The organism is Streptomyces sp. NPDC053426, assembly GCF_055585405.1.
This window is the reverse complement of sequence record NZ_JBVJKE010000013.1, coordinates 240,417-262,986: the sequence shown is the minus strand read 5'-3', so window position 1 is coordinate 262,986 and position 22,570 is coordinate 240,417. Positions and strand designations below refer to the sequence as shown.

22 protein-coding genes are annotated in these 22,570 nt (G+C 73.6%); 11 read left to right on the top strand and 11 right to left on the bottom strand.

Annotated features, from left to right (window positions below):
- Positions 1–34: 34 nt before the first annotated feature.
- The 3 genes from ACZ62B_RS26500 to ACZ62B_RS26490 all read right to left on the bottom strand — a co-directional run bounded on the left by ACZ62B_RS26500 (position 35) and on the right by ACZ62B_RS26490 (position 3,278).
- Positions 35–916 carry a hypothetical protein gene (locus ACZ62B_RS26500; RefSeq protein WP_344560698.1) on the bottom strand — a complete coding sequence of 294 codons (882 nt, stop codon included), beginning with the start codon at positions 914–916 and terminating at the stop codon, positions 35–37.
- Between the two features lie 49 nt (positions 917–965).
- Positions 966–2,492 carry a hypothetical protein gene (locus ACZ62B_RS26495; protein WP_344560697.1) on the bottom strand — a complete coding sequence of 509 codons (1,527 nt, stop codon included), beginning with the start codon at positions 2,490–2,492 and terminating at the stop codon, positions 966–968.
- Positions 2,493–2,561: 69 nt separating this feature from the next.
- Entirely contained in the window at positions 2,562–3,278 is a 717-nt protein-coding gene (locus tag ACZ62B_RS26490) for a GntR family transcriptional regulator (protein ID WP_344560696.1), read from the bottom strand.
- Between the two features lie 134 nt (positions 3,279–3,412).
- Here ACZ62B_RS26490 and ACZ62B_RS26485 point away from each other — a divergent pair, with 134 nt between their 5' ends.
- Genes ACZ62B_RS26485 through ACZ62B_RS26465 form a run of 5 tightly spaced genes read left to right on the top strand, consistent with a single transcriptional unit; the run spans position 3,413 to position 7,894 of the window.
- Positions 3,413–4,732 carry an MFS transporter gene (locus ACZ62B_RS26485; protein WP_344560695.1) on the top strand — a complete coding sequence of 440 codons (1,320 nt, stop codon included), beginning with the start codon at positions 3,413–3,415 and terminating at the stop codon, positions 4,730–4,732.
- Positions 4,729–5,574 (top strand): putative hydro-lyase, encoded by an 846-nt coding sequence (locus ACZ62B_RS26480; protein WP_469692284.1) that lies wholly within the window; start codon positions 4,729–4,731, stop codon positions 5,572–5,574. The genes ACZ62B_RS26485 and ACZ62B_RS26480 overlap by 4 nt, the downstream gene beginning before the upstream one ends.
- Positions 5,575–5,613: 39 nt before the next feature.
- Positions 5,614–6,372: a LamB/YcsF family protein gene (locus ACZ62B_RS26475; protein WP_468883621.1), complete on the top strand. Its 759-nt coding sequence runs from the start codon at positions 5,614–5,616 to the stop codon at positions 6,370–6,372.
- A complete protein-coding gene (locus ACZ62B_RS26470) occupies positions 6,369–6,992 on the top strand; it encodes a 5-oxoprolinase subunit B family protein (RefSeq protein ID WP_344560692.1) in 624 nt (207 codons plus the stop codon). Before ACZ62B_RS26475 ends, ACZ62B_RS26470 begins: the two co-directional genes overlap by 4 nt.
- Positions 6,989–7,894: a 5-oxoprolinase subunit C family protein gene (locus tag ACZ62B_RS26465; protein ID WP_344560691.1), complete on the top strand. Its 906-nt coding sequence runs from the start codon at positions 6,989–6,991 to the stop codon at positions 7,892–7,894. Before ACZ62B_RS26470 ends, ACZ62B_RS26465 begins: the two co-directional genes overlap by 4 nt.
- Here ACZ62B_RS26465 and ACZ62B_RS26460 read toward each other — a convergent pair.
- The 5 genes from ACZ62B_RS26460 to ACZ62B_RS26440 all read right to left on the bottom strand — a co-directional run bounded on the left by ACZ62B_RS26460 (position 7,891) and on the right by ACZ62B_RS26440 (position 13,328).
- Positions 7,891–8,742, bottom strand: coding sequence for an SGNH/GDSL hydrolase family protein (locus ACZ62B_RS26460; protein ID WP_344560690.1), 852 nt, complete (start codon positions 8,740–8,742; stop codon positions 7,891–7,893). The two genes, ACZ62B_RS26465 and ACZ62B_RS26460, sit on opposite strands and share 4 nt — an antisense overlap.
- Positions 8,739–9,932 (bottom strand): glycosyltransferase, encoded by a 1,194-nt coding sequence (locus ACZ62B_RS26455; RefSeq protein WP_468883627.1) that lies wholly within the window; start codon positions 9,930–9,932, stop codon positions 8,739–8,741. The genes ACZ62B_RS26460 and ACZ62B_RS26455 overlap by 4 nt, the downstream gene beginning before the upstream one ends.
- Positions 9,929–11,053 (bottom strand): glycosyltransferase family 4 protein, encoded by a 1,125-nt coding sequence (locus ACZ62B_RS26450; RefSeq protein WP_344560688.1) that lies wholly within the window; start codon positions 11,051–11,053, stop codon positions 9,929–9,931. Before ACZ62B_RS26450 ends, ACZ62B_RS26455 begins: the two co-directional genes overlap by 4 nt.
- 163 nt (positions 11,054–11,216) lie before the next feature.
- The gene (locus tag ACZ62B_RS26445; RefSeq protein ID WP_344560687.1) at positions 11,217–12,635 is read right to left on the bottom strand and encodes a HEAT repeat domain-containing protein; all 1,419 of its coding nucleotides are present in this window, start codon (positions 12,633–12,635) and stop codon (positions 11,217–11,219) included.
- 300 nt (positions 12,636–12,935) lie between these two features.
- Positions 12,936–13,328, bottom strand: coding sequence for an ankyrin repeat domain-containing protein (locus tag ACZ62B_RS26440; RefSeq protein WP_344560686.1), 393 nt, complete (start codon positions 13,326–13,328; stop codon positions 12,936–12,938).
- A 261-nt stretch (positions 13,329–13,589) separates the two neighbouring features.
- Here ACZ62B_RS26440 and ACZ62B_RS26435 point away from each other — a divergent pair, with 261 nt between their 5' ends.
- A complete protein-coding gene (locus tag ACZ62B_RS26435) occupies positions 13,590–13,784 on the top strand; it encodes a hypothetical protein (protein WP_030867896.1) in 195 nt (64 codons plus the stop codon).
- A gap of 49 nt (positions 13,785–13,833) precedes the next feature.
- Positions 13,834–15,483: a P-loop NTPase family protein gene (locus tag ACZ62B_RS26430; RefSeq protein WP_468883632.1), complete on the top strand. Its 1,650-nt coding sequence runs from the start codon at positions 13,834–13,836 to the stop codon at positions 15,481–15,483.
- A 120-nt stretch (positions 15,484–15,603) separates the two neighbouring features.
- Here ACZ62B_RS26430 and ACZ62B_RS26425 read toward each other — a convergent pair whose 3' ends face one another.
- Complete coding sequence (locus tag ACZ62B_RS26425; RefSeq protein ID WP_468883633.1) at positions 15,604–17,103, bottom strand: SCO1417 family PLP biosynthesis transcription factor; 1,500 nt, start codon at positions 17,101–17,103, stop codon at positions 15,604–15,606.
- Between the two features lie 99 nt (positions 17,104–17,202).
- Here ACZ62B_RS26425 and yczE point away from each other — a divergent pair, with 99 nt between their 5' ends.
- The 4 genes from yczE (at position 17,203) to ACZ62B_RS26405 (ending at position 20,681) form a co-directional block, all read left to right on the top strand.
- Complete coding sequence (gene yczE, locus ACZ62B_RS26420; RefSeq protein ID WP_344560683.1) at positions 17,203–17,868, top strand: membrane protein YczE; 666 nt, start codon at positions 17,203–17,205, stop codon at positions 17,866–17,868.
- Entirely contained in the window at positions 17,865–18,632 is a 768-nt protein-coding gene (locus ACZ62B_RS26415; protein WP_344560682.1) for a glycerophosphodiester phosphodiesterase family protein, read from the top strand. Before yczE ends, ACZ62B_RS26415 begins: the two co-directional genes overlap by 4 nt.
- 50 nt (positions 18,633–18,682) lie before the next feature.
- A complete protein-coding gene (locus ACZ62B_RS26410; RefSeq protein WP_344560681.1) occupies positions 18,683–20,029 on the top strand; it encodes an MFS transporter in 1,347 nt (448 codons plus the stop codon).
- Between the two features lie 277 nt (positions 20,030–20,306).
- Positions 20,307–20,681, top strand: coding sequence for an RNA polymerase-binding protein RbpA (locus ACZ62B_RS26405; protein WP_003977404.1), 375 nt, complete (start codon positions 20,307–20,309; stop codon positions 20,679–20,681).
- 132 nt (positions 20,682–20,813) lie between these two features.
- Here ACZ62B_RS26405 and fxsA read toward each other — a convergent pair whose 3' ends face one another.
- Together fxsA and ACZ62B_RS26395 are read right to left on the bottom strand one after the other, a co-directional pair.
- Positions 20,814–21,395, bottom strand: coding sequence for an FxsA family membrane protein (gene fxsA / locus ACZ62B_RS26400; RefSeq protein ID WP_344560680.1), 582 nt, complete (start codon positions 21,393–21,395; stop codon positions 20,814–20,816).
- Between the two features lie 81 nt (positions 21,396–21,476).
- On the bottom strand, positions 21,477–22,349 hold the full coding sequence (locus ACZ62B_RS26395; protein WP_344560679.1) for a polyprenol monophosphomannose synthase: 873 nt from the start codon (positions 22,347–22,349) through the stop codon (positions 21,477–21,479).
- Positions 22,350–22,570 lie beyond the last annotated feature (221 nt).

The window sequence follows — 22,570 nt, the reverse complement described above, 5'->3', positions numbered from 1 at the left end:
GGCGGACTCTCGTGAGGCTTCGTGAGACGGGGGTTCAGGCGGAGTGGAACGGCAGGCCGGCGTCGGCGACCAGCTCCAGGTCGTCGCCGTCCTCGGGCGGCAGCAGGGTGGGCGTCCCGTCGGTGACCGGGACGACGCCCAGTTCCAGCAGCTCGGCCATGGCGGCGCCGCCCGCCATGTCGCGGACCTGGAGCTGGTAGCGGGCCGTGGTGCGGTACGTACCGCCGTTGTCGTCGCCGGTGCGCTGCAGGAAGCCGGAGTCGGTGAGGAAGCCGACGGCCTTGGCGACGATGCCGGTGGTCGATCCCGCGAGCCGGCGTGCGTCCTTGGTGGCGCCGGTCGAGCTGCGTCTGGCCCAGATCCGCCACGCGGCCTCCAGGCCGGGGGCGTCGCTGGCCGGGTCGGTGTTCTCGCCCTGCTGCGCGGCCCGCTCCTCCAGGCGGTGGCAGGCCTGGCGGACGAAGGCGTCGACGCCGTTGACCGTGACGCGCCCGATGTAGCCGTCGTCGGCGAGGTCCTCGGGGCGCGGGAAGGCCATGGCGGCGACGGCGAGGTGGGCGAGCCCGTGCAGGAACCTGTCGCCGCCGTCGGCGGAGGTGCGGCGCGCGTAGTCGCCCATGCGGACGGCGAAGACGGAGTCCTCGGCGGCGGTGACGGCCATGCCGGCGCGCGGGGACACCTCCAGCACGATCAGTCCGAGGCCGGTGGCCACGGCGTCGGCGAGCCGCGCGAACGGCGGGTCCTCGCGGTAGCGGCGCAGCAGGTCGGCGTACTCCTGGTCGCGGGCGGGCTGGAGCTTGGGCTGCAGCCCGAAGGCGACGAGCCGTGCCGCGTCGGCGGCGTCGGCGGGTGTGACGGCGGCGCTCGCCGGTGCGGCCACGGCCTCCGGCTCACTCCACTCGACGTGCTCGGTCACGGTCGGGACTCCTTGCTCTGGGACACCTCGGTACGGACTGCTTGCTCCGTCATGCCGCCTCCGACCGGTCCGCGGCCATCCCCGCCGCGTCCAGCAGGGCCGTGCCGACGATGAGGTCGGCGCCGCCGAACTCGGGGTCGTCGAGGTCGGTTCCGTCGTCCACGGCGAACAGCAGTTTCGGTTCGCCCTGGCGGTAGGCGGTGCCGACCGGGGGGCTGGCGGCGTGGATGGCGAGCAGGGCGACCAGGTAGGGCAGTTCGGGGTCCTGGCGGCGGGCTTCGGCGAGCAGTCCGGAGAGTCTGCGCGGTGCGTCGGCCGGCAGGTCCAGCAGCTCCGTGGCGGCCGCCAGCTGCTCCTCGCTGAAGCGGCTGTCGTCGGGCGTGGCGATCAGGTCGGGCTCGGGCATCTCGGCGCCGAGGTGCTCCCGCTCCACGGGCGGTGTCAGCAGGATCTCGACGAGGTCGGCGACCCGGACGGAGACCGGGGTGCGCAGTCCGGTGCCGTGGGCGAAGAAGGCGTCGGTGACCCGGGCCGCCCGCTCCACGGGCAGCGGCAGCAGGGGCGCGAGGAGGTGGCCGTAGAGGTCGGTGCCCGAGGCCGACGTGGGGGTGGCGAAGGCCTGCCGGTCCTGTTCGGCGCGGAACAGCGGGCCGGCCTCCAGCAGCCGGGACTGCAGTTGCGTGTGGCGCCGGATGCAGTCCTTGACGATGTCCACCAGTTCGGCCGCCCGGCGCTTGTGCTCGGGGTCCTCGGACTCGTCGCGGGCCTTGCGGATGTTGGTGAGGATCGCGTTCTCGTGGCGGTAGCGGTCCGCGACGTGGTCGAGGGCCTCGGTGATCATGTCGGGCACGGCGCTCAGCCAGTCCACCGCGCGGACGTTGCGGCGGGTGGCGTCCAGGGCCCGGCGCAGGGTCTCGGAGTACTGCACGGTCCGGTAGCGGGCCTGCTCGGCTGCGAGCTGGGCGTCGGCGAGCCTGCCCCGGCTGATCAGCACCTCCAGCTTGACCTCGGCGGCGATCTGCGCGCTGGTGACATCGGTGTCCAGGGCGCCGACCAGGACGTTGACCGCCTCGTCGGTGGTCCGCAGGTACACCGTGCCGCCGGGGCCGGGGACCTCCTCGATCAGCTTGAAGTCGTAGTCGCGGCGCACGTAGGTGCCGTCCGCCCCGAACACGCCGTACACCGCGCGGAAGCCGCGGTCGACGCTGCCGACGTTGATCAGGTTCTCCAGGACCCAGCGGGCCACCCGCTCGTGCTCGGCGGCGGAGCGGCGCGGGGCCTGGGCGGCGATGCGCGGGATGAGCCGGGCGACTATCTGGTCGTGGTCCGCGCCCGTGTCGAAGTCCATGTTCAGGGTGACGAGGTCGATGCCCGCGAGGGCGATCTCCGCCATGCCGTACACCGAGTACTCGCCGGCGAGGTTGGCCTTGCGCGCGTCGAGGTCGTGCAGCGGCGCGGTGCACGCGAGCGCGCGCAGCCGCCGCGCCAGCCCTTCGTCGGCGGCCGGGCCCGGCGCGGGCCGCGGCCCCGCGCTGAGCTGGGGCGGAACGCTGTCCGTCGATGCAGGCGAAGTCACGGTGCACAGACTAGGTCCTAGGTCTGACAACGACCCAAACGACCGTGTTGCGCCCCGGCGCGACGGTCGTCATACCGCCGGCCGGCCGTCCTGGCCGTCCTCGCCGACGCGCCGCCGGTACACCTCGACGACCCGCTCCAGCGAGACCTCGAGATAGGCCGCCAGCAGCGCCTCGGCCCTGTCGCGGTCCCCGTCCTGCAGGGCCTGGAGAATACCGACATTGCGTGCGATGTACGGTTCGTGCAGTCGCCGGGGTTCGTCCACGACGTGGAAGGCGAGCCGCAGTTCGGCGAAGACGCTGCGCATCAGCTCGTCCGTGCGCTCGCTGGCGGCGAGGGCCACCAGTTCCCGGTGGAAGTGGATATTGGCCGTACCCACGCCTTTCCAGTCACCTTCGCGCGCCGCCGTACGCCCCTGCTCCACCACCTCGGTGAGCGCGCCGAGCGCGTAGGGCGGGTCGCCGAGCCCGCGCACGACGGCGCACTCGACGAGCCGGCGGGTGCGGTAGATGTCCTCGACGTCCTCGACGGTCAGCACCCGGACGAACACGCCCCGGTTCAGCTCGTGGACGAGCAGCCGTTCGTGCGTGAGCAGCCGGAACGCCTCGCGCAGCGTGTTGCGGGAGACGCCGAGCGCGCCGCCGATGCTGTCCTCCGACAGCCGTGTGCCGGGCGGGAAGTAGCCCTCGGCGATACGGCTCCTGAGGATGTCCGCGACCCGCTCGGCGGTGCTGGTACGACCCAACAGGGCACGGTCGTCGGCCAGTCCGCCCATCTGCTCTGCCATGCCGGAATTCAATCGCACGCGGAAGTACGAGACAACATGGGTATTGAAGGATCGTTCAACGATCCTCTACCTTGCTGGGCAGTGGCACGGCTCACCCTTTCCCGCACCCTCCGTCCTCCCTCTGCGAGGTGCCCATGAGCACGCCCCCTCCACCGCGGGCCCTGACCGACACCCCACGCCCCGCACCGCCCGAACACGCCCCCGACGACGGGGCGTTCGGCTGGCTGCACGCACTGGGACCGCGCGGCCGGCGCGCCTTCGGCGGCGCGTTCGGCGGCTATGCCCTGGACTCGTACGACTACTTCACGCTGCCGCTGACGATGGTCGCGCTGTCGGCGTACTTCGGTCTGGACAGCGGCCAGACCGGCCTGCTCACCACCGTCACCCTGGTGGTCTCCGCGGTCGGCGGCGCCCTCGCCGGCGTGCTGGCCGACCGCATCGGCCGGGTCAAGGCGCTGCTGCTGACCGTGATCACGTACGCGACGTTCACCGTGGCCTGCGGCTTCGCGCCGAACTACGAGACGCTGCTGGTGTTCCGCGCGCTGCAGGGTCTCGGCTTCGGCGGCGAGTGGGCGGTCGGCGCGATCCTGGTCGCCGAGTACGCGAGCGCCAAGCACCGGGGCCGCACCCTCGGCGCGGTCCAGAGCTCCTGGGCCGTGGGCTGGGCGCTGGCCGTGATCGTGTACACGGCGGTCTTCTCGCTGGTGGACGACGACCTGGCCTGGCGCGTGATGTTCTGGACCGGCGCGCTGCCGGCGCTGCTCGTGGTGTGGGTGCGGCGCAGCGTGCGGGACGCGCCCGAGGCGGCCGCCGCGCGGGAGAAGAGCGCGCGGAAGGGCTCGTTCGCGACGATCTTCCGGCCGGACCGGCCGGGATCGCCGGGCCTGCTGCGCACCACGCTCTTCGCCGTGCTGCTCTCCACCGGTGTCCAGGGCGGCTACTACACCCTCGCCACCTGGGTGCCGACCTATCTGAAGACGGAGCGCGACCTGTCGGTCGTCGGCACCGGCGGCTATCTGACGTTCCTGATCTCGGGCGCCTTCATCGGCTATCTGACCGGCGGCTACCTCACCGACCGGCTGGGCCGCCGGCGCAACATCTGGCTGTTCGCGCTGCTGTCCGCGATCTGCATCCTGGCGTACACGAACATCCCGAACGGCGCCAACACCGTGATCCTCGTGCTCGGCTTCCCGCTCGGGTTCTGCATGTCGGCGATCTTCAGCGGCTTCGGCTCCTATCTGAGCGAGCTGTACCCGACGGCGGTGCGCGGCACGGGGCAGGGCTTCACGTACAACACCGGACGCGCCGTGGGTGCCGTCTTCCCCACGACGGTCGGCTTCCTGGCCGACAGCTGGGGCGTGGGCGGGGCGCTGGTCTTCGGCGCGATCGGCTACGGCATCGCGGCGCTGGCACTGCTGGGGCTGCCGGAGACGCGCGGGAAGGAACTGGAGTGAACCACACCGACGACCGTCCGCCGACCGTGGTGGACGACCGCCCTGTGACACTGGCCGACGAGCACGCGCGCGCGTGGAGCCCGCGCACGGCGCGCGCCCGCTTCCGGGAGGGACTGACGGGCCCCACGGCCGGCGTGGCCGCGGGACACACGCAGGCCAATCTGATCTCGGTGCCCGCCGACTGGGCGTACGACATGCTGCTGTTCTGCCAGCGCAACCCCAAGCCCTGCCCGGTCCTGGACGTCACCGACGCCGGGTCCACGGCCACCGTCCTCGCCCCGGACGCGGACCTGCGCACCGATCTGCCGCGCTACCGCGTGTGGGAGCACGGCGAGCTGGTGGACGAGCCGACGGACGTGCGGGCGCACTGGCGCGGTGATCTGGTGTCGTTCCTGATCGGCTGCAGCTTCACGTTCGAGTGGGCGCTGACGGCGGCGGGCGTTCCGGTCCGGCACGTCGAGCAGGGCCGCAACGTTCCCATGTACGTGACGAGTTGGCAGTGCCGTCCGGCGGGGCGGCTGCGCGGTCCGATGGTGGTGTCCATGCGGCCGGTGCCGCCTGAGCACCTCTCCGCGGCGATCCGGGAGAGCAGTCTGCTGCCCGCGGTGCACGGCGGGCCCGTGCACTGCGGTGATCCCTCCGGGCTGGGCATCGACGACCTCGGCCGCCCGGACTTCGGCGAGCCGGTGGACTTCGAGCCGGACGACATCCCGGTGTTCTGGGCCTGCGGGGTGACCCCGCAGGCCGCGGTCATGGCCTCCCGTCCGCCGTTCGCCATCACCCACGCACCGGGACAGATGTTCCTCAGCGACGCCCGCGACGAGCAGTTCCGCGTGGCCTGACCGACCTGTGCGGCACGAGACAGGAGAAACGAAGGACCCATGACGTCGATCGATCTGAACGCCGACCTCGGCGAGGGGTTCGGCCGCTGGCGGCTCACCGACGACGAGCGGCTGCTGTCCGTGGTGACCAGCGCCAACGTGGCGTGCGGTTTCCACGCCGGGGACGCGTCCACCATGCGCCGCGTGTGCGAGCTCGCCGCCGGGCGCGGGGTGCGGATCGGCGCCCAGGTCTCCTACCGGGACCTGGCCGGGTTCGGGCGGCGCGCGATGGACGTGCCGCCCGCCGAACTGGCGGCCGAGGTCGCCTACCAGATCGGCGCACTGGAGGTGTTCGCCCGCGCGGCGGGCGCCCGCGTGGCGTACGTCAAACCGCACGGGGCGCTGTACAACCGGGTGGTGCGCGACGAGGAGCAGGCCGGCGCGGTCGTCGACGGGGTGCTCCTGGCGGACGCCACGCTGCCCGTGCTCGGCCTGCCCGGCTCCCGGCTGCTGGAACTGGCCGGGAAGGCGGGTCTGCCGGTGGTCACGGAGGCGTTCGCCGACCGGGCCTACACCGACGGGGGCACGCTGGTGCCCCGTGGTCAGGAGGGCGCCGTGGTCACCGACCCGGAGTCGGTGGTGGCCCGCTCGGTGGACCTGGCCCGCCACGGGGAGGTCGACGCGCGCTCGGGACGGCGTATCGAGGTGCGGGCACGCTCCCTGTGCCTGCACGGTGACACGCCCGGCGCGGTGGATCTGGCGCGCCGGGTGCGTGACGCGCTGGAGGCGTCCGGGGTGCGGGTGGAGGCCTTCGTATGAGGGTGCTGCCCGTCGGCGAGGACGCCCTGCTCGTCGAGGTCTCCTCGGGCGACGAGGCCCAGGCGCTCCACGCGGAGCTGCTGCGGCGCCGCGCGGAGGGCTCGCTGCCGGTCGGCGAGATCGTCCCGGCGGCGCGCACGGTGCTGCTCGACGGCCTGTCCGATCCCGCCCGGCTGGCCGCCGAGCTGACCTCCCGTGAGCTGCCGCCCGTGTCCCCGCGGGCGCGGGAGACGGTCGAGATCCCGGTGCGCTACGACGGCCCGGACCTCGCGGACGTCGCCGCGCACTGGGGTGTCCCCGCGCGGGAGGTGGCCCGTGTCCACGCGGGCACCGAGTTCCGTGTCGCCTTCTGCGGATTCGCGCCCGGCTTCGGTTACCTCACCGGTCTGCCGGCGCGCTACGACGTGCCCCGCCGGACCACTCCGCGCACCGCCGTCCCGGCCGGCTCGGTGGCGCTGGCGGGCCCCTACACCGGCGTGTACCCGCGGTCCTCGCCGGGCGGCTGGCAGCTGATCGGTACGACCGACCTCGTGCTGTGGGACCACGCGCGCGTGCCCGCGGCGCTGCTCTCCCCCGGCACGCGGGTGCGTTTCGTCCCGGTGACGGGGTCCGCGGCATGACGGACCGTGCGCTCGCCGTCGTACGCGCGGGAGCCCTCACCACCGTGCAGGACCGGGGCCGCCCGGGACACGCCCACCTCGGCGTGCCCCGTTCCGGGGCGCTGGACGGGCCCGCTGCGGCGCTCGCCAACCGGCTGGCCGGCAACCCGCCGGACGCGGCCGTCCTGGAGACGACCCTCGACGGCTGTTCCCTGCGGCCCCGTTCGACGGTCACCGTGGCGGTCACCGGGGCTCCCTGCCCGGTCGCCGTGGACGGCCGGCCGGCCGCCTGGGGGGCACCGGTACGCGTGCGTGCCGGGTCCGTGCTGGACGTCGGGGCGGCGGTCTCCGGCGTACGCGCCTACGTGGCCGTCTCCGGTGGGGTCGCCGTCGAACCGGTGCTCGGCAGCCGCTCCACGGACCTGCTCTCCGGTCTCGGCCCGGCCCCCCTCACGGACGGTGCCGTGCTCCCCCTCGGCGCTCCGCGGGAGGGCCACGCGCGCGTGGACGTCGCCCCGCAGCCGGCGCCCCCGGGCGAGCTCGTGCTGCGGGTGACGCCGGGCCCGCGCGACGACTGGTTCACCCCGGCCGCCGTACGGCTCCTCACGTCCCGCACGTACCACGTGTCGCCGGCGAGCAACCGCATCGGGCTGCGCACGACCGGGCCGGCCCTGGAGCGGGCCCGGCGGGACGAACTCCCCAGCGAGGGCATGGTGCTGGGCGCGGTCCAGGTGCCGCCCGACGGCACGCCGGTGGTCTTCCTGGCCGACCATCCGACCACCGGGGGCTACCCGGTGATCGCGGTCGTCCACCCCGCCGACCTCCCGGCCGCCGCGCAGGCACGCCCCGGCACGCCGGTCCGCTTCGTCGCCGTACGGCGACGTCGGGAGTCCGAGGGCGCCGCCTTCGCGACGGGACTCTAGGCGGCGCCGGGGCGTCGTTCCTCCGTCGGGAGCGCCGCCAGGGCCGCCGAGACGGCGGCGGAGGCCCGCAGGTCGAGGCGGATGCGGGTGCCCCGGGCGTGGTGACGCATTTCGTCGACGGCCAGGGAGAGCAGCTGCGGCAGCAGGTCCGTGCAGCGGCGGGCCACCCAGCCGGTGCCGGCCGTGGCGAGCCACCGCAGGTTCGCCCATCCGGTGGGCGCCGGGGAGCCGGGCTCGGGCGAGGGGGCGGGCCCGGTCGTGACGCCGTGTTCCGTCAGCCGCGCGTGGAAGCGCACGGCGAGCTGACGGTGTCCGGGCTCACCGGGGTGCAGCCGGTCCGCGCTCCACATCGCGCGGTCACCGATCCAGTCGCCCGCGCAGGCGTGGAGGTGCACCGCCCCGTAGCGGTCGGACAGGGCGTGGACCACGGTGTTCACCGCGTGCTGGCGCCGGGCGAGCGGGCGGGCCAGCGGGCCGGGGAGTCCCAGCATCGCGCCGGGGTCGGGCAGGCACATGGTGAGCAGCACGGCGCCGCGGCCGGCGCAGGCCGCGTACACATGGTCCAGCCGTGCCGCCACGGCACGGATGTCGAAGGTGCGGCGCAGGGTGTCGTTGACGCCGACGACGACGGAGACCAGGTCGGGCCGCAGCTCCAGCGCCGCGGGCAGCTGCCGTTCGAGCACGTCGCGCGTCTGGGCCCCGCTCACCGCCAGGTTGGTGAACCGCACCGGCCCGGCCGCCAGCGACGGCGCGAGCAGCGCGGCCCAGCCCCGCCACCCCTCGCCGGTGCGGTCCCCGACGCCCTCGGTGAGCGAGTCACCGAGGGCCACGAACCGCAGCGGTCTCACGACAGCCCCCGGGAGACGGCCGGCCGGACCGGCATCACGTCCTCGCGTGCCGTTTCCGGCACCGTCACCGGGGCGTCGTGGGCGGCGAGGAACGCCGCGACCGCCGTCCCCCATCCGAACCGCTCCGCACGCGCGCGTGCCGCCTCGCGCCGGTCCGTCTCCGCCCGTTCCAGCAGCAGTTCGACGGCCTTCGCGAAGGCCTCTCCGTGGTCCTCGGCGACCGCGCCCGCCGATCCGATCACCTCCGGCAGCGCGGACGACGCGCTCGCCACGACGGGCGTGCCGCACGCCATCGCCTCCAGCGCGGCGAGCCCGAAGGTCTCGGCGGGACCCGGTGCCAGGCACACGTCGGCGGACGCCTGGAGCACGCCCAGGAGTCGCCGGTCGCGCACGTGCCCCAGGAAGACCACCGGCAGCGAGCGCTCGCGGGCGCGCTGTTCGAGCCGCGTCCGCAGCGGCCCGTCCCCGGCCACCACCAGCACCGCCCGCCGCCCGCGACGCAGCAGCGCCTCCAGGGCGTCCAGCGCGGTCCCCGGCCGTTTCTCCGGGGACAGCCGGGAGCACATCACGAGCAGCGTCCCGGGGACGCGCGCGTACCGGGCACGCAGCCCCGGGTCGCGCAGCGCCGGGTGCCGTTCGGTCAGGTCGACACCCAGCGGGGCGCGTACGACGTTGCGGGCCCCGATGCGCGTGAACTCCCGTTCGGCGAACTCCGTCGTGCACACCACGCGTGCGTACGTGTGCGCGGTACGGGTGTTGAGCGCGTCGGCGGTGCGCCGGGCTGCCCGCTCCGGCAGCCCCCAGGTGCGCAGCACCCCGTCGGCGGTCTCGTGGGAGACCATGGCCGCGGGGACCCGGGCCCGCCGTGCCCAGCGGCCGGTCCAGCGCAGGGTCGTACGGTCGGACACCTCCAGCCGGTCGGGGGCCAGGTCCGCGAGGAGGCCGGCGATCCGGTGCCTGTCGGTGAGGACGCGGTAGCCGCCGGTGCCGGGCAGCAGCGGGCCCGGCAGGGTGATCACCCGCCCCTGCTCGGTCTCGCGGTCGCTCTCCCGTTCCCCGGGCACGATGAGCACGGGCCGGTGGCCCGCCCCGAGGTAGCCCTTGCCGAGTTCGCGCAGCGCGGTGCGCAGCCCGCCCGAGGCGGGGGCCACGAAGTTCGCCAGCCGTACGATCCGCAGCGACCCGTTCATGCCGCCACCGCCGTCCGGCGTCCGGCGAGCACGTCCGCGTAGTGACCGAGCAGCTGGTCCCCGACGGCCGCCCAGGTGCGCCCCTCGACCGTCGCGCGCCCCGCCGCCCCGTACGCGGCCCGCAGTCCGGGGTCCGCGGCCAGGGACCACACGGCGTCACGTACGGCGTCGGCGTCGCGCGGCGGGACGAGCAGCCCCGTGTGCCCGTGCGCGACCAGGTCCAGCGGGCCGCCCACCGCCGGCGCGACCACGGGCACCCCGCTGGCCATCGCCTCCTGGACGGTCTGGCAGAAGGTCTCGAACGGTCCGGTGTGCACGAAGACGTCCAGCGAGGCGAAGACGCGGGCGAGGTCCGTGCCGGTGCGCCGGCCCAGGAAGGCCGCGCCGGGCAGCGCCTGTTCGAGTGCCGGCCGGCTGGGCCCGTCGCCGACGACCACGACCCGTACGCCGGGCAGTGCGCAGGCCCCGGCGAGCAGTTCGACCTGCTTCTCCGGGGCGAGCCTGCCGACGTAGCCGACGACGAGCTCGCCGTTCGGAGCGAGGGTCCGGCGCAGCTTGTCGTCACGCAGTTCCGGCCGGAAGCGGACGGTGTCCACGCCGCGCGGCCACAGCCGGACCCTGGGCACGCCGTGCGCCTCCAGGTCGCGAAGGGCGGCGCGGGCGGGGGCCAGGGTGAGGTCGGCGGCGGTGTGCACGGAGCGGATGCGCCGCCAGGCCGCCGCCTCCCCCGCGCCCATGTAGGTCCGGGCGTATCCGGCGAGGTCGGTCTGGTAGACGGCGACGGCGGGCAGGCCCAGCCGGGCGGCGGCCGTCATGCCGCGCACGCCGAGGACGAAGGGGCTGGCCAGGTGGACGACGTCGGCCCGGTGCTCGGAGATCGCCGCGGCCAGACGCCGGCTGGGGAGGGCGACGCGGACCTGGGGGTAGCCGGGGAGCGGGAGGGAGGGGACGCGGACGACGGGGCAGGGCGCCCCGTCGTCGGGCTCGTCGCCCGCGGTGGCGGGGGCGACGACGAGGGGAGCGTGGCCGCGGTCGACGAGGTGTCGGGCGGTCTGGAGCGCGCAGTGGGCCACGCCGTTCACATCGGGGGGAAAGGACTCGGTCACGATGACGACACGCATACCCGTGTTGTCGCCGCGCCGGACGTGGTCACGTCAACTTGGATCTTTCCGCGCGGAGAACGCGCCGTGAGCGTTGCCTCCCTCACCCTCGCAGGTCAGGCGGCATCCACGCGCACCTGACCCACGGGTCATCCGCTGTTCACGCCGCGCCCGCGAAGGGGGGTCACACGGCGGTCCCCTCCGGGCCGATCCGGCTGCGCACGGCGGTCTGCACCTCGTCCTCCTCGGCCGGGTCCGCGGCGAGCCGGCGCAGGCGTTCGACGACCCGGGTGTCCCCGGTCTCGGCGTGCCGGGCGGCGATCTCGCGGGTGGTCTCCTCGCAGTCCCACAGGCACTCGACGGCGAAGCCGGTGCCGTAGGAGGGGTCGGTCGCGGCGAGGGCGCGGGCGGCGCGGCCCCGCAGGTGGGACGAGGCGGTCTCGCGGTAGATGTGGCGGAGCACGGGGGCCGCGCAGGCGATGCCGAGGCGTCCGGCGCCGTCGACGAGGGTCCACAGGGTGGGCGCGTCGGGGCCCTCACCCCGTACCGCCTCCCGCAGCGCCGCGAGGACCAGGTCGCGGTCCTGGACGCCGCCCCGGCAGGCGAGGACCCGGCCGGCTGCGGCGCCGAGCGGGTCGGGCCGGCGGGCCCAGCCGCGCGCCCGGTCGACGGCGGCGAGGGCGCGCATGCGTTCGAAGGCGTCGACGGCGGCCTCCACGACGGCCGTCGAGCCGGTGGTCACGGCGCCCTCGATCAGGTCGAGGGCGTCGGGATCGTTGCCGTCGGCGAGATACCGCAGGGCGGTGCACCGGGCTCCCTCGGTGCCGTCCTGGGCGGCCCGGACGATCTCGGGCCGGTCCTCGGGGCCCGCCACGGCGGTGAGACAGCGGGCGGCCGGGACATGGAGCGCGGCGCCGCGCTCGACGCCTTGCTGGGCCCACTCGAACACCGCCTGCACGCTCCAGCCGGGCCGGGGCCCGGTGGGGCGCATCTGCCGCTGCCAGCGGTCGAAGGACCCGGCCTCCTGGGCGGCGCGCACGCGCCTGGCGACAAACTCGCGGGGGTCGTCGGCCCACAATCGCCAGGGCCTCGGTTCGAAGGCGTCGCGGACGGTGGCGGCGAGTTCCGCCTCGCCCTCGGCGTCGGTGGTGAACCGCGCGAGGACCGGGGCGGCCAGGGCGCGCAGGCCCGCGTCGTCGTCCCTCAGGGCGAGTTCGTCCAGGGCCCAGGCCCAGTTGGTGCCGTGGGCGGCGTACCTGCGCAGCAGGTCGAGGGCGTCCCGCCTGCCGTAGGAGGCGAGGTGCCCGAGGACCGCGAGGGCGAGTCCGGTGCGGGACTCGTCGGTGTCGAGGACGTCCTCGGGGTCGAAGAGGTGGGCCTCGATCGCGTCCAGTTCGCCGTGCAGATCGAGGTAGAGGCGGGCGTAGTAGAGGGAGCGGTTCTCCACCTGCCAGTCGTGGCGCGGGTCGCGCAGCACACAGTGGTTCAGCGCCGCGAGCGCTTCGGAGCGCGGGGCGGTGAGCGCGTGCAGCGTGCCGTCGCCACGGCCCCGCTGGAGCAGGCCGAGCAGCGTACCGCTGGGCGCTATGACCGGATCGAACATAGGAAACAGCCTCACATCAAGCGTCGACGCAACCGGGGACGTGCATTACCTGGCCGCGTGACAACACGTCGGGGCGCCCGCCGTTTCCTGCTTGCTGTAGACCATCTCTCTCTGCCTCTCGTCGGTGGCCCATGCGGACCGCATCACGGCCCGCGCGGTGCGGCAACACCTGCCCAGCCATCGCGTCCGTGAATCACGTCGTCATGATGACCCGGCGGTCACATCTACCGCGACCGAAATTTCGGCGGCCCTGTACCGCCTCCCCCGTTTTCTGTGTCTTCGCTGGTCAGAGCGTGTCGCTCAGCGCTCGCCGAACAGGTCGAGCAGTTCCGCACGGCCGAACATCCGGGCCGTGTCGACGGCCGACGGGGTGCCCGCGGACGGGTCGGCGCCACCCTTCAGGAGGGCCTCGATCACCTCGGTCTCGCCCTTGAAGACCGCTCCCGCGAGTGGCGTCTGGCCCCGGTCGTTGACGCGGTCGGCGTCGGCGCCGCGCTCCAGCAGCGCGCGCACCGCCCCGGCGTGACCGTGGTACGCGGCGAGCATCACGAGGGAGTCGCCCCGGTCGTTGGTGAGGTCGGCCGGCACGCCCGCGTCGACGTAGGCCACGAGCTCCTCGGTCCGGCCGCGCCGGGCCAGGTCGAAGATCTTGGTCGCCAGCTCCACGACCTCGGGGTCGGGGGCATCAGTCATCGCCGGACCGCCTCTCACTGCACATGCTTCACGCATCGGGGACAGGACGTACGTCTGCGAGCGGTGCAGAGCCGTACGGGTGAATCGCCAGGGTACTGGCTCACCGGGCACATGACCTGTCGCACCCGGGGCAATGATCACGACAGACCCGTTCGGGGTAAATGCCGAGAATCGAACCAGTTGCACCTTTTATCGTATGGATACATTCTGTGAGCCTGGCAGTACTCATGGTGACTGTCCCCGCGAACCAGGAGAACTCACATGATCGTCTCTATCTCATGCGTGGTGCTGCTCGGCATCGTCGTCTTCATCTTCTTCCGCAAGGACGGACTGAAGGCGTCGCACGCCCTGGTGGCGATGCTCTTCGGCTTCTACCTGGCCAGCACGGCCATCGCACCCAGCATCAAGGCGGGCGGCGAAAGCCTGGCCGGCCTCCTGGGCGGATTCAAGTTCTGATCCGCCCGGCCCCGCACCGCCCGCCCGTACGCACCCTCTGGAGACAGCAGTGGCCCGGCGCCCACTCCCCCGCATCCTGAGCAACGGCGGCGCACGGCTCGCCCGGAGCCGGGAACTGGCCAGGACGGCGGCCGACGGCGCCACGGACGTCCTCCATCCGCTGATCACGATCACGCGCGGTCTGCGCCGGCTGGCCTCGGCCGGGCGGCGCAGGTGGGCCGACACGCCCAAGGACCGGCGCGGCGCGCTGCTCTTCCTGGTGGCCTCGGTCCTGCTGGTCGTGGCGCTCGCGCCGTACGGTCCCCTGCTCGCCGTCATCACCCTGATGGCGGCGGCGGCCTGGCAGGGCCGGGACCGCTCCCCCTCGGCGCCCGCCGGACCCGACGCGTCGCAGGCCCAGCGCCTGAAGTCGCTCTACGAGGCCCTGGTGCCGTACTTCTCCGCCGCCGAGGACCCCGAACCGCTCTACGCCCACGGCGGCGACTGGGGGAAGGTCTTCTCCGAGTACGCGTTCGACTCCACCGGCCGGATCGCGCACCTGGTGATCGGCTACCCCGCCTACTTCACCGACGGCGAGCCGGAGTCACGGGCGCGGATCGAGCATCTGCTCGGCGCGAAATCGGGACGTGGCCGCGAGTACCACTTCGCGTGGGACGAGGAGGCCAACCAGCTCACGGTGCGCGTCCTCGCGCCCCTGCCCACCGACATCGCCGCCCAGCCCTTCGTCACGGCCCCCGGTGAGACGGTCCTCGGCTTCACCGATCCCACCGGGGTGCAGCGGACGCTGCCGCTCGCCCACGGCGCCCACGGCGAGGAGCGGCGCGATGTCCCGCCCGTCGTCTGGCGCACCGGCATCCGTTCCACCGAGCCCCATCTGCTCGTGGCCGGCCAGCCGGGCAGCGGCACCTCGACACTGCTGCGCTCGATCGCCCTGCAGGCCCTGCACCACGGCGACGTGGTGATCGTCGACGGCGGTGGTACCGGCGAATACGCCTGCCTGACCGGCCGGGACGGCGTGCTCGCCGTGGAGTGCGGGCTGACGGGCGCGCTGACGAGCCTGGAGTGGGCCGCGCACGAGACGGAGCGCCGGCTGGTCGCGGCCAACCGCGCGCACCAGGCGGGCGACCCGCCGCCCGAGGACACCAGGCGTCCCCTGTGGCTGCTGCTGGACCGGCCGAGCGCGTTCACGCACCTGGCCGCCGCGGACGGCCGCGAGGATCCCCAGTCGCTGCTCCAGGTTCCGCTGCGGCACGGCCGTCCGGCGAACGTCACCGTGGTCGTCGCCGAACAGCTCGACGGCCTGGAGGGCCTCAGCGATCCGGTACGGCAGCACACGCGCGCGCGTGTCGTCCTCGGGCCCGCGACGGTGGAGGAGCTGAGGGCCGTTCTGGGGGCGCCGCCGCACACCACGCCGGTCGACCAGGTACCGCCGGGGCGCGGTTACGCCCGGCTGGGCTCGGGGCCGGTCCACCGTCTTCAGGTTCCGGCGACGCCGGATCCGTACGACGACGCGACCAGTGAGGCGGAGCGGCAGGCGGTGCTGGAGCTGTTGCCGGCGCGGACGACGCCCGCGGACGAGGAGCCGGAACGGCTGGAGGCCGTGCGCCTCGACAAGGTGTCGGTGGAGAAGGCCGCCGCCGACACGGTTGCCGAGGAGCCTGCGTCCGAGGAGACGGCGGTCGCGGAATCGTCCTCCTAGCGGGTGGCCGGACGGGGCGTCGCCGAAGGACCGTGCGGCGCGTGCCGCTGCGCCCACCCGCGCCGCCACGGGGGGGTGCCACCCAGGCCTTCAAGGCACTGGGCAAATGGCACCCCCTGGTCACGCCACGAACGTGCGGGGGGTTTCCGTGCCCGAGGTGCCGCCCGTTTCCACGATTCGGGCTGCCGCGGAGAGGCGTACCGCCGCCTCCTCCGCCACCGCGCCGCCCACCGTGAAGGGGAGGCGTACGTAGCCCTCGAAGGCTCCGTCGACGCCGAAGCGGGGGCCGGACGGGACCCGGACGCCCACCCGTTCGCCCGCCTCGGCGAGGCGGGAGCCCGAGAGGCCGCCGGTGCGCACCCACAGGGTGAGGCCGCCGCGCGGTACCTCGAACTCCCAGTCGGGCAGCTCCCGCCGTACCGCGGCCACCAGCTCGTCCCGGTTCTGCCGGGCCTGGGCGCGCCGCACCTCCACGGCCTGCTCCCAGCCACCGGTGCCGAACAGCCAGTTCACGGCGAGCTGTTCCAGCACGGGCGTGCCCAGATCGGCGTACGCGCGTGCGGCGACGAGGCTGCGGATGACGTCGGGGGCCGCGCGCACCCAGCCGATGCGCATGCCGGCCCAGAAGGCCTTGCTCGCCGAGCCGACCGTGATCACCGTGGACCCGGCCGGGTCGAAGGCGCACACCGGGCGCGGCATCTCCACGTCCGGGTCGAGCCACAGCTCGCTCATCGTCTCGTCGGCGACCAGCACCGTGCCCGCGGAACGTGCCGCGTCCACCAGGCGGCGTCGCTGGTCCTCGTCGGCGAGCGCGCCGGTCGGGTTGTGGAAGTCGGCCACGACGTACGCGATCCGGGGCGCCGCCTCGCGCAGCACCTGGCGCCAGCGGTCCAGGTCCCAGCCGGTCAGTCCCTCGGCCATGGCGACGGGGACGAGCCGGGCCCCGGCCTCCCGCATCAGCTGGAGGATGTTGGCGTAGGACGGCGACTCGACGGCGATGCGCTCGCCGCGTCCCCCGAAGAGGTGGCAGATGGCGTCGATGGCGCCCATGGCGCCGGTCGTCACCATGATCTGCTCGGGCATGGTCGGGATGCCCCGCGCGGTGTAGCGGTCCGCGATCATCGAGCGCAGCGCGGGCAGCCCGGCGGGATAGTCGCCATGGGTGTGCGCGTACGGCGGAAGCTCCTCCAGCGCGCCCTGGACGGCCCGGGTGAGCCAGGGCTCGGGCGCGGGCAGCGCGGCGCAGCCGAGGTCGATCATCGAGCCGAGGGCCTCGGGCGGCAGCGGTTCGAGTCCCCGCGCGGGCACCGGATTGCCCGCCGGGACCGCGGTCCAGCTCCCCGCGCCGCGCCGTGACTCCAGGAACCCCTCGGCGCGCAGCGCCTCGTAGGCGGCGGCGACGGTGGTGCGGCTGACGGAGAGGGCGAGGGCCAGTTCCCGCTCGGCGGGCAGCCGCGCGGCCACCGGGACGCGTCCTTCCAGCACCAGCAGGCGGATGCCGTCGGCGAGCGCGCGGTAGGCGGGCGGGCGGCGGGTCCCGGGGCCGGCCGGGCGGTCCTGCTGGGAGTTGAGCAGCCGGGCGAGCTGTGCCGCACCCACTGCGGAGGTCCACTGCACCATGATAATCAGTCCACCTTCCCCGGATTGGCCATGGATCCCATCATCGACCAAGCCACAGGGTGTCATGCGTCGGTCCACTTCCACCACAGGGGGCACGTTTTGGCCAGGTACTCCTCCCGGCACGGGCATCTCGCGCGGCGGCTGTTCCAGCTGTACGCGGGGCTGGCGCTGTACGGCGCGAGCTCGGCGCTGCTGGTGCGGTCGGGGCTCGGCCTCGAACCGTGGAACGTGCTGCACCAGGGCCTGTCCGAGCGGACGGGGCTGTCGATGGGCGTGGTGCTGACCCTCGTGGGCGCGGCGGTGCTGCTGCTGTGGATCCCGCTGCGTCAGCGGCCGGGTCTCGGCACCGTCTCCAACGTGCTGGTGATCGGCGCGGCGATGGACGCGACCCTGGCCGTGGTCCCCGACGCGCACGCCATGGCCGTACGCGTGCCGCTGATGGCGGCGGGCATCGTGCTCAACGGCGCGGCGACCGGGCTGTACATCGCGGCGCGCTTCGGCCCGGGCCCGCGCGACGGCCTGATGACGGGACTGAACCGGCGCACCGGGGTGTCGGTCCGCCTGGTCCGTACGGCCATCGAGATCACGGTCGTCGTCACGGGCTTCCTCCTCGGCGGCACGGTGGGCGTCGGCACCCTGCTGTACGCGGTGACGATCGGCCCGCTCGCCCAGTTGTTCCTGCGCGCCTTCGCCGTCCCCTCGGCATCCGACGGCAGCACGGTCGTCGCCACAGCTCAACCACGGCGCGCGATACTGCGTCCGTGACCCCGCGGATACGCCACCCCTACCTCGACCGTCCCGGCCCGATCGCCTTCGCCCACCGGGGCGGAGCGGCGGACGGCCTGGAGAACACCGTCCGGCAGTTCCGGTGCGCCGTCGAGGCGGGCTACCGGTACATCGAGACCGACGTCCACGCCACGCGCGACGGCCGGCTCGTCGCCTTCCACGACGCGACCCTCGACCGGGTGACGGACGGCGCGGGCCGGATCGCCGATCTGCCGTGGCGGGACGTGGCGCACGCGCGCGTGGCGGGCGAGGAACCGGTCCCCCTGTTCGAAGAACTCCTGGAGACCTTCCCCGAGGTGCGCTGGAACGTCGACGTGAAGGCCGAACCGGCCCTCCTGCCGTTCCTGGACCTCGTCGAGCGCACCGGCTCCTGGGACCGGATCTGCCTCGGCTCGTTCTCCGAGGCCCGCGTGGTGCGCGCCCAGCGGCTGGCCGGCCCCCGGCTGGCCACCTCCTACGGCACCCGGGGCGTGCTGAACCTGCGGCTGCGGTCCTGGGGACTGCCGGCCGCGGTGCGCCGGTCGGCCGTCGCCGCCCAGGTCCCCGAGCAGCAGTCGGGCATCCAGGTGGTCGACCACCGGTTCGTACGGGCCGCCCACGCGCTCGGGCTCCAGGTGCACGTGTGGACGGTCAACGAGGCGGAGCGGATGCACCGGCTCCTGGACCTCGGGGTGGATGGCATCATGACCGATCACATCGGCACACTGCGCAAGGTCATGGAGGACCGCGGCGTCTGGGTCTGAGACCCCGCGCCCGACCGCCTCCGCGCGCTCACGGGGAAGCGAGGGCACGGGTGGACACCGACACCGTGCGGTCAGCGGCGGGGGACGGGGCCGCCGGCCGGCGGCGCGAGCAGCGCGGCTGGTACTTCTACGACTGGGCGTGCTCCGTGTACTCCACGAGCGTGCTCACCGTGTTCCTCGGTCCCTATCTGACGTCGGTCGCCGAGGCCGCGGCGGACGCGGACGGGTTCGTCCACCCGCTGGGCGTACCGGTGCGCGCGGGCTCCTTCTTCGCCTACTCGGTCTCCCTGTCGGTGATCGTGGCCGTGCTGGTGATGCCGCTGGTGGGGGCCGCCGCCGACCGCACCGGCCGCAAGAAGCCGCTGCTCGCGGCCGCCGCGTACACCGGGGCCGCGGCGACGACGGGCATGTTCTTCCTCGGCGGCGAGCGCTATCTGCTCGGCGGCCTGCTGCTGGTGGTGGCGAACGCGGCGCAGTCGGTCGCGATGATGCTCTACAACTCCTACCTCCCGCAGATCGCCCCGCCCGAGGAGCGCGACGCGGTCTCCTCGCGCGGGTGGGCCTTCGGATACGCGGCCGGGTCCCTGGTCCTCGTTCTGAACCTCGTCCTCTACACCGGTCACGAGAGCTTCGGCGTCTCCGAGGGCATGGCGGTGCGCATCTGCCTGGCGTCGGCCGGTCTGTGGTGGGGCGCCTTCGCGCTGGTGCCGCTGCGCCGGCTGCGCGACCGCCGTGCTCCCGCGCGGGAGGCGGCCCTGCCGGGCTTCCGGCAGCTCGCGGCGACCGTCCGCGACATGCGCCGGCACCCGCTGACGCTGGCGTTCCTGCTGGCGTACCTGGTCTACAACGACGGCATCCAGACGGTGATCACCCAGGCCTCGGTGTACGGCTCCAAGGAGCTGGGGCTCGGGCAGTCGACGCTCATCGTGGCCGTGCTGCTGGTCCAGGTGCTGGCGGTGGCGGGCGCGCTGGCGCTGGGCCGGCTGGCCCGGCGGTACGGCGCGAAGCGCGCGATCCTCGGCTCCCTGGTCGCCTGGACCCTGACCCTGGCCGCCGGGTACTTCCTGCCCGCTGAAGCCCCCGTGTGGTTCTTCGTGCTGGCGGCCGGAATCGGCCTGGTCCTCGGCGGCAGCCAGGCGCTGTCCCGCTCGCTCTTCTCCCATCTCGTGCCGCCCGGCAAGGAGGCCGAGTACTTCTCCGCGTACGAGGTGAGCGACCGCGGGACGAGCTGGCTCGGGCCGCTGCTGTTCGGCCTCACCTACCAGCTGACGGGCAGCTACCGGGACGCGATCATCTCCCTGGTGGGCTTCTTCGTCCTGGGATTTGTGCTGCTCGCGCGGGTGCCGGTGCGGCGGGCGGTCACCGAGGCGGGCAACCCGGTTCCCGAACGGATTTAGCACTGGGCGCGAAAGGGCTGTAGTGTACGCGTTTGGCCTGCCAGGCGTACCGTTACTGCGCGTCAAAGATGCCGAACGCTGAGTCGCATCTCCTTATAGGTGTGACAAACCGGACGTCGGGGGGTACTGCACTGGTTGACAAGGCTGCGGCTACGACGGCGACGCATGACCCGGATCGGAACCCCGGACGGGAATCTTTACCGCCGCCCGGACGTTGACCGGATGACGACGACAGCGACACCTGTCCTGTGGGCGACAAGCCCGGGAGGCACGATTCATGAGTGAGCGAGCTCTTCGCGGCACGCGCCTCGTGGTGACCAGCTACGAGACGGACCGCGGCATCGACCTGGCCCCGCGCCAGGCCGTGGAGTACGCATGCGAGAAGGGGCACCGCTTCGAGATGCCCTTCTCGGTCGAGGCGGAGATCCCGCCGGAGTGGGAGTGCAAGGTCTGCGGTGCCCAGGCACTCCTGGTGGACGGCGACGGCCCCGAGGAGAAGAAGGCCAAGCCCGCGCGTACGCATTGGGACATGCTGATGGAGCGGCGCACCCGAGAGGAACTCGAAGAGGTCCTCGAGGAGCGTCTCGCCGTTCTGCGCTCCGGTGCGATGAACATCGCGGTTCACCCCAGGGACAGCCGAAAGTCGGCTTGATCCCGCCGGGGGACCCGGGCGAAGCCACAAACGCACAGCGGCACAGGACCGCGGGCGCCGTACATCTCGTACGGCGCCCGCGGTCCTGTGCGCGTGCGGGCCCCGGCTGTGCGCGCGGGGCCCGGCCGCCCCTCAGCGGGTGAGCGGCGGGCGCGGTCCCCGCGGGGTGTCCCCCGGAGCGCTTCCTGGCTCGTCCCGGATCACCTCGCCCTGGACCACCTTGCCGTCGGGCCGGCGCATACGGGCCTGCTGGAAGGCGTCCCCGAGAGAGCCCTGCGCGGCCTCGCGGAGCTTGCGCTCGAAGGTGCGCTCGGCATGACGGCTCACGGCCTTCTGCACCGGCGGCACCAGCAGGAGCAGCCCCACCGCGTCCGAGATCACACCGGGGATGATCAGGAGCAGGCCGCCCAGCATCGTCAGGCCGTTGCCCTCGCTGTTCGGCCGGGCCTCGGGCGGCATCCCGCCCTGCTGCTGTTGCAGCGTCTCGGTCAGGTTCTTGAAGGCCCGCCGGCCGGCCCGCTTGATGACGACCGAGCCGAGGACGAGGCCGGCCACCAGGATCAGGAAGACCACCAGTCCGTTCGACGCCCCGGCGACCATGGTGAGCAGCCAGATCTCCAGCACGAGCCATGCGGCGACCCCCAGCGGCAGGAAGGTGCGCAGCCGGGAGCGCCGGGGCCGGGCGGGATACGGGGTCTGAGCGCCAGTCGTCATGCTCCCAGTGTGCCTGGGCCCGGCTCAGCACGGGATAAGCGGGATCACCAGGACCGCCGGGACGAACGGACGGCCGTACGCCTACGGTTCGGACCGCTTGACGTCCGGCTCGGGCTGCTTGACGTCCGGCTCGGGCTGCTTGACGTCCGGCTCGGCCCGCTGCCTGTCGCCGCCGCGTCCGAGGACCTTGCCGACCCTCTCCCCCACGCCCCACGCCGTGACCCGCCACAGCGCCTCGACGAGGATGTCGCGGCTCATCTTGGAGTCGCCGAGTTCCCGCTCGACGAACGTGATGGGAACCTCGACGACGTGATAGCCGGCCTTCACCGCGCGGCGGGCCAGGTCGACCTGGAAGCAGTACCCCTGGGAGGCCACGTCCTCGAGGCCGAGGCCCTCCAGCGTCTCGCGGCGGAAGGCGCGGAAGCCGCCGGTGATGTCGCGCAGCGGCAGGTCGAGCGCCACGCGCGAGTAGAGGCTGCCCCCGCGCGAGATGACCTCACGGGACTTCGGCCAGTTCACCACCCGGCCACCGGGCACCCAGCGCGAACCGAGCACCAGGTCGGCGCCCTTGAGGGCGGTGAGCAGACGGGGCAGTTCCTCGGGCTGGTGGGAGCCGTCGGCGTCCATCTCGATCAGTACGCCGTAGCCGTGCTCCATGCCCCAGCGGAAACCCGCGAGGTAGGCCGCGCCCAGGCCCTCCTTGCCCTTGCGGTGCAGCACCTGGACGTGGTCGTCCCCGGCGGCCAGTTCGTCGGCGAGCTTGCCCGTGCCGTCGGGGCTGTTGTCGTCGGCCACGAGAACGTGCGCCTCGGGAACGGCCTCGCGCACCCGGCCGACGATCGCCTTGATGTTCTCCGCCTCGTTGTAGGTCGGGATGATCACCAGAGCCGTGCCGAGCGGGCCGAAGTTCCGCCCCTGGGATCCTGCCGCGAGGGTCCCGTCGCCGTCGTTCACTGCTGCCCCTTCATGTCCTGTGCGCAGGGTCCCACCATAGTGGGCAGGGCCCGCGCAGACGTGACGGGACATTCATATGGTGGTGTTGTTTACCGAAGATCGGGTAGGAACACACTTTTTGGGCGTACTGAAGAAGGCGGGGGACAGCGGATGGGGGCCCGGCGCCCTTCGGGCCGGCCCGGGACCCGCCGGCTGCGGATCGACCTGAAGCCGTTGTCTAC

What these genes read in the sequence shown, in the direction of transcription:
- ACZ62B_RS26490 (WP_344560696.1), bottom strand. Translation starts at nt 3,278, where the DNA reads ATGGCAGAGCAGATGGGCGGACTGGCCGACGACCGTGCCCTGTTGGGT.
- ACZ62B_RS26470 (WP_344560692.1), top strand. Translation starts at nt 6,369, where the DNA reads ATGAGGGTGCTGCCCGTCGGCGAGGACGCCCTGCTCGTCGAGGTCTCC.
- ACZ62B_RS26455 (WP_468883627.1), bottom strand. Translation starts at nt 9,932, where the DNA reads ATGAACGGGTCGCTGCGGATCGTACGGCTGGCGAACTTCGTGGCCCCC.
- ACZ62B_RS26465 (WP_344560691.1), top strand. Translation starts at nt 6,989, where the DNA reads ATGACGGACCGTGCGCTCGCCGTCGTACGCGCGGGAGCCCTCACCACC.
- ACZ62B_RS26450 (WP_344560688.1), bottom strand. Translation starts at nt 11,053, where the DNA reads ATGCGTGTCGTCATCGTGACCGAGTCCTTTCCCCCCGATGTGAACGGC.
- ACZ62B_RS26445 (WP_344560687.1), bottom strand. Translation starts at nt 12,635, where the DNA reads ATGTTCGATCCGGTCATAGCGCCCAGCGGTACGCTGCTCGGCCTGCTC.
- fxsA (WP_344560680.1), bottom strand. Translation starts at nt 21,395, where the DNA reads ATGACGACTGGCGCTCAGACCCCGTATCCCGCCCGGCCCCGGCGCTCC.
- ACZ62B_RS26405 (WP_003977404.1), top strand. Translation starts at nt 20,307, where the DNA reads ATGAGTGAGCGAGCTCTTCGCGGCACGCGCCTCGTGGTGACCAGCTAC.
- ACZ62B_RS26485 (WP_344560695.1), top strand. Translation starts at nt 3,413, where the DNA reads ATGAGCACGCCCCCTCCACCGCGGGCCCTGACCGACACCCCACGCCCC.
- ACZ62B_RS26425 (WP_468883633.1), bottom strand. Translation starts at nt 17,103, where the DNA reads ATGGTGCAGTGGACCTCCGCAGTGGGTGCGGCACAGCTCGCCCGGCTG.
- ACZ62B_RS26440 (WP_344560686.1), bottom strand. Translation starts at nt 13,328, where the DNA reads ATGACTGATGCCCCCGACCCCGAGGTCGTGGAGCTGGCGACCAAGATC.
- ACZ62B_RS26435 (WP_030867896.1), top strand. Translation starts at nt 13,590, where the DNA reads ATGATCGTCTCTATCTCATGCGTGGTGCTGCTCGGCATCGTCGTCTTC.
- ACZ62B_RS26475 (WP_468883621.1), top strand. Translation starts at nt 5,614, where the DNA reads ATGACGTCGATCGATCTGAACGCCGACCTCGGCGAGGGGTTCGGCCGC.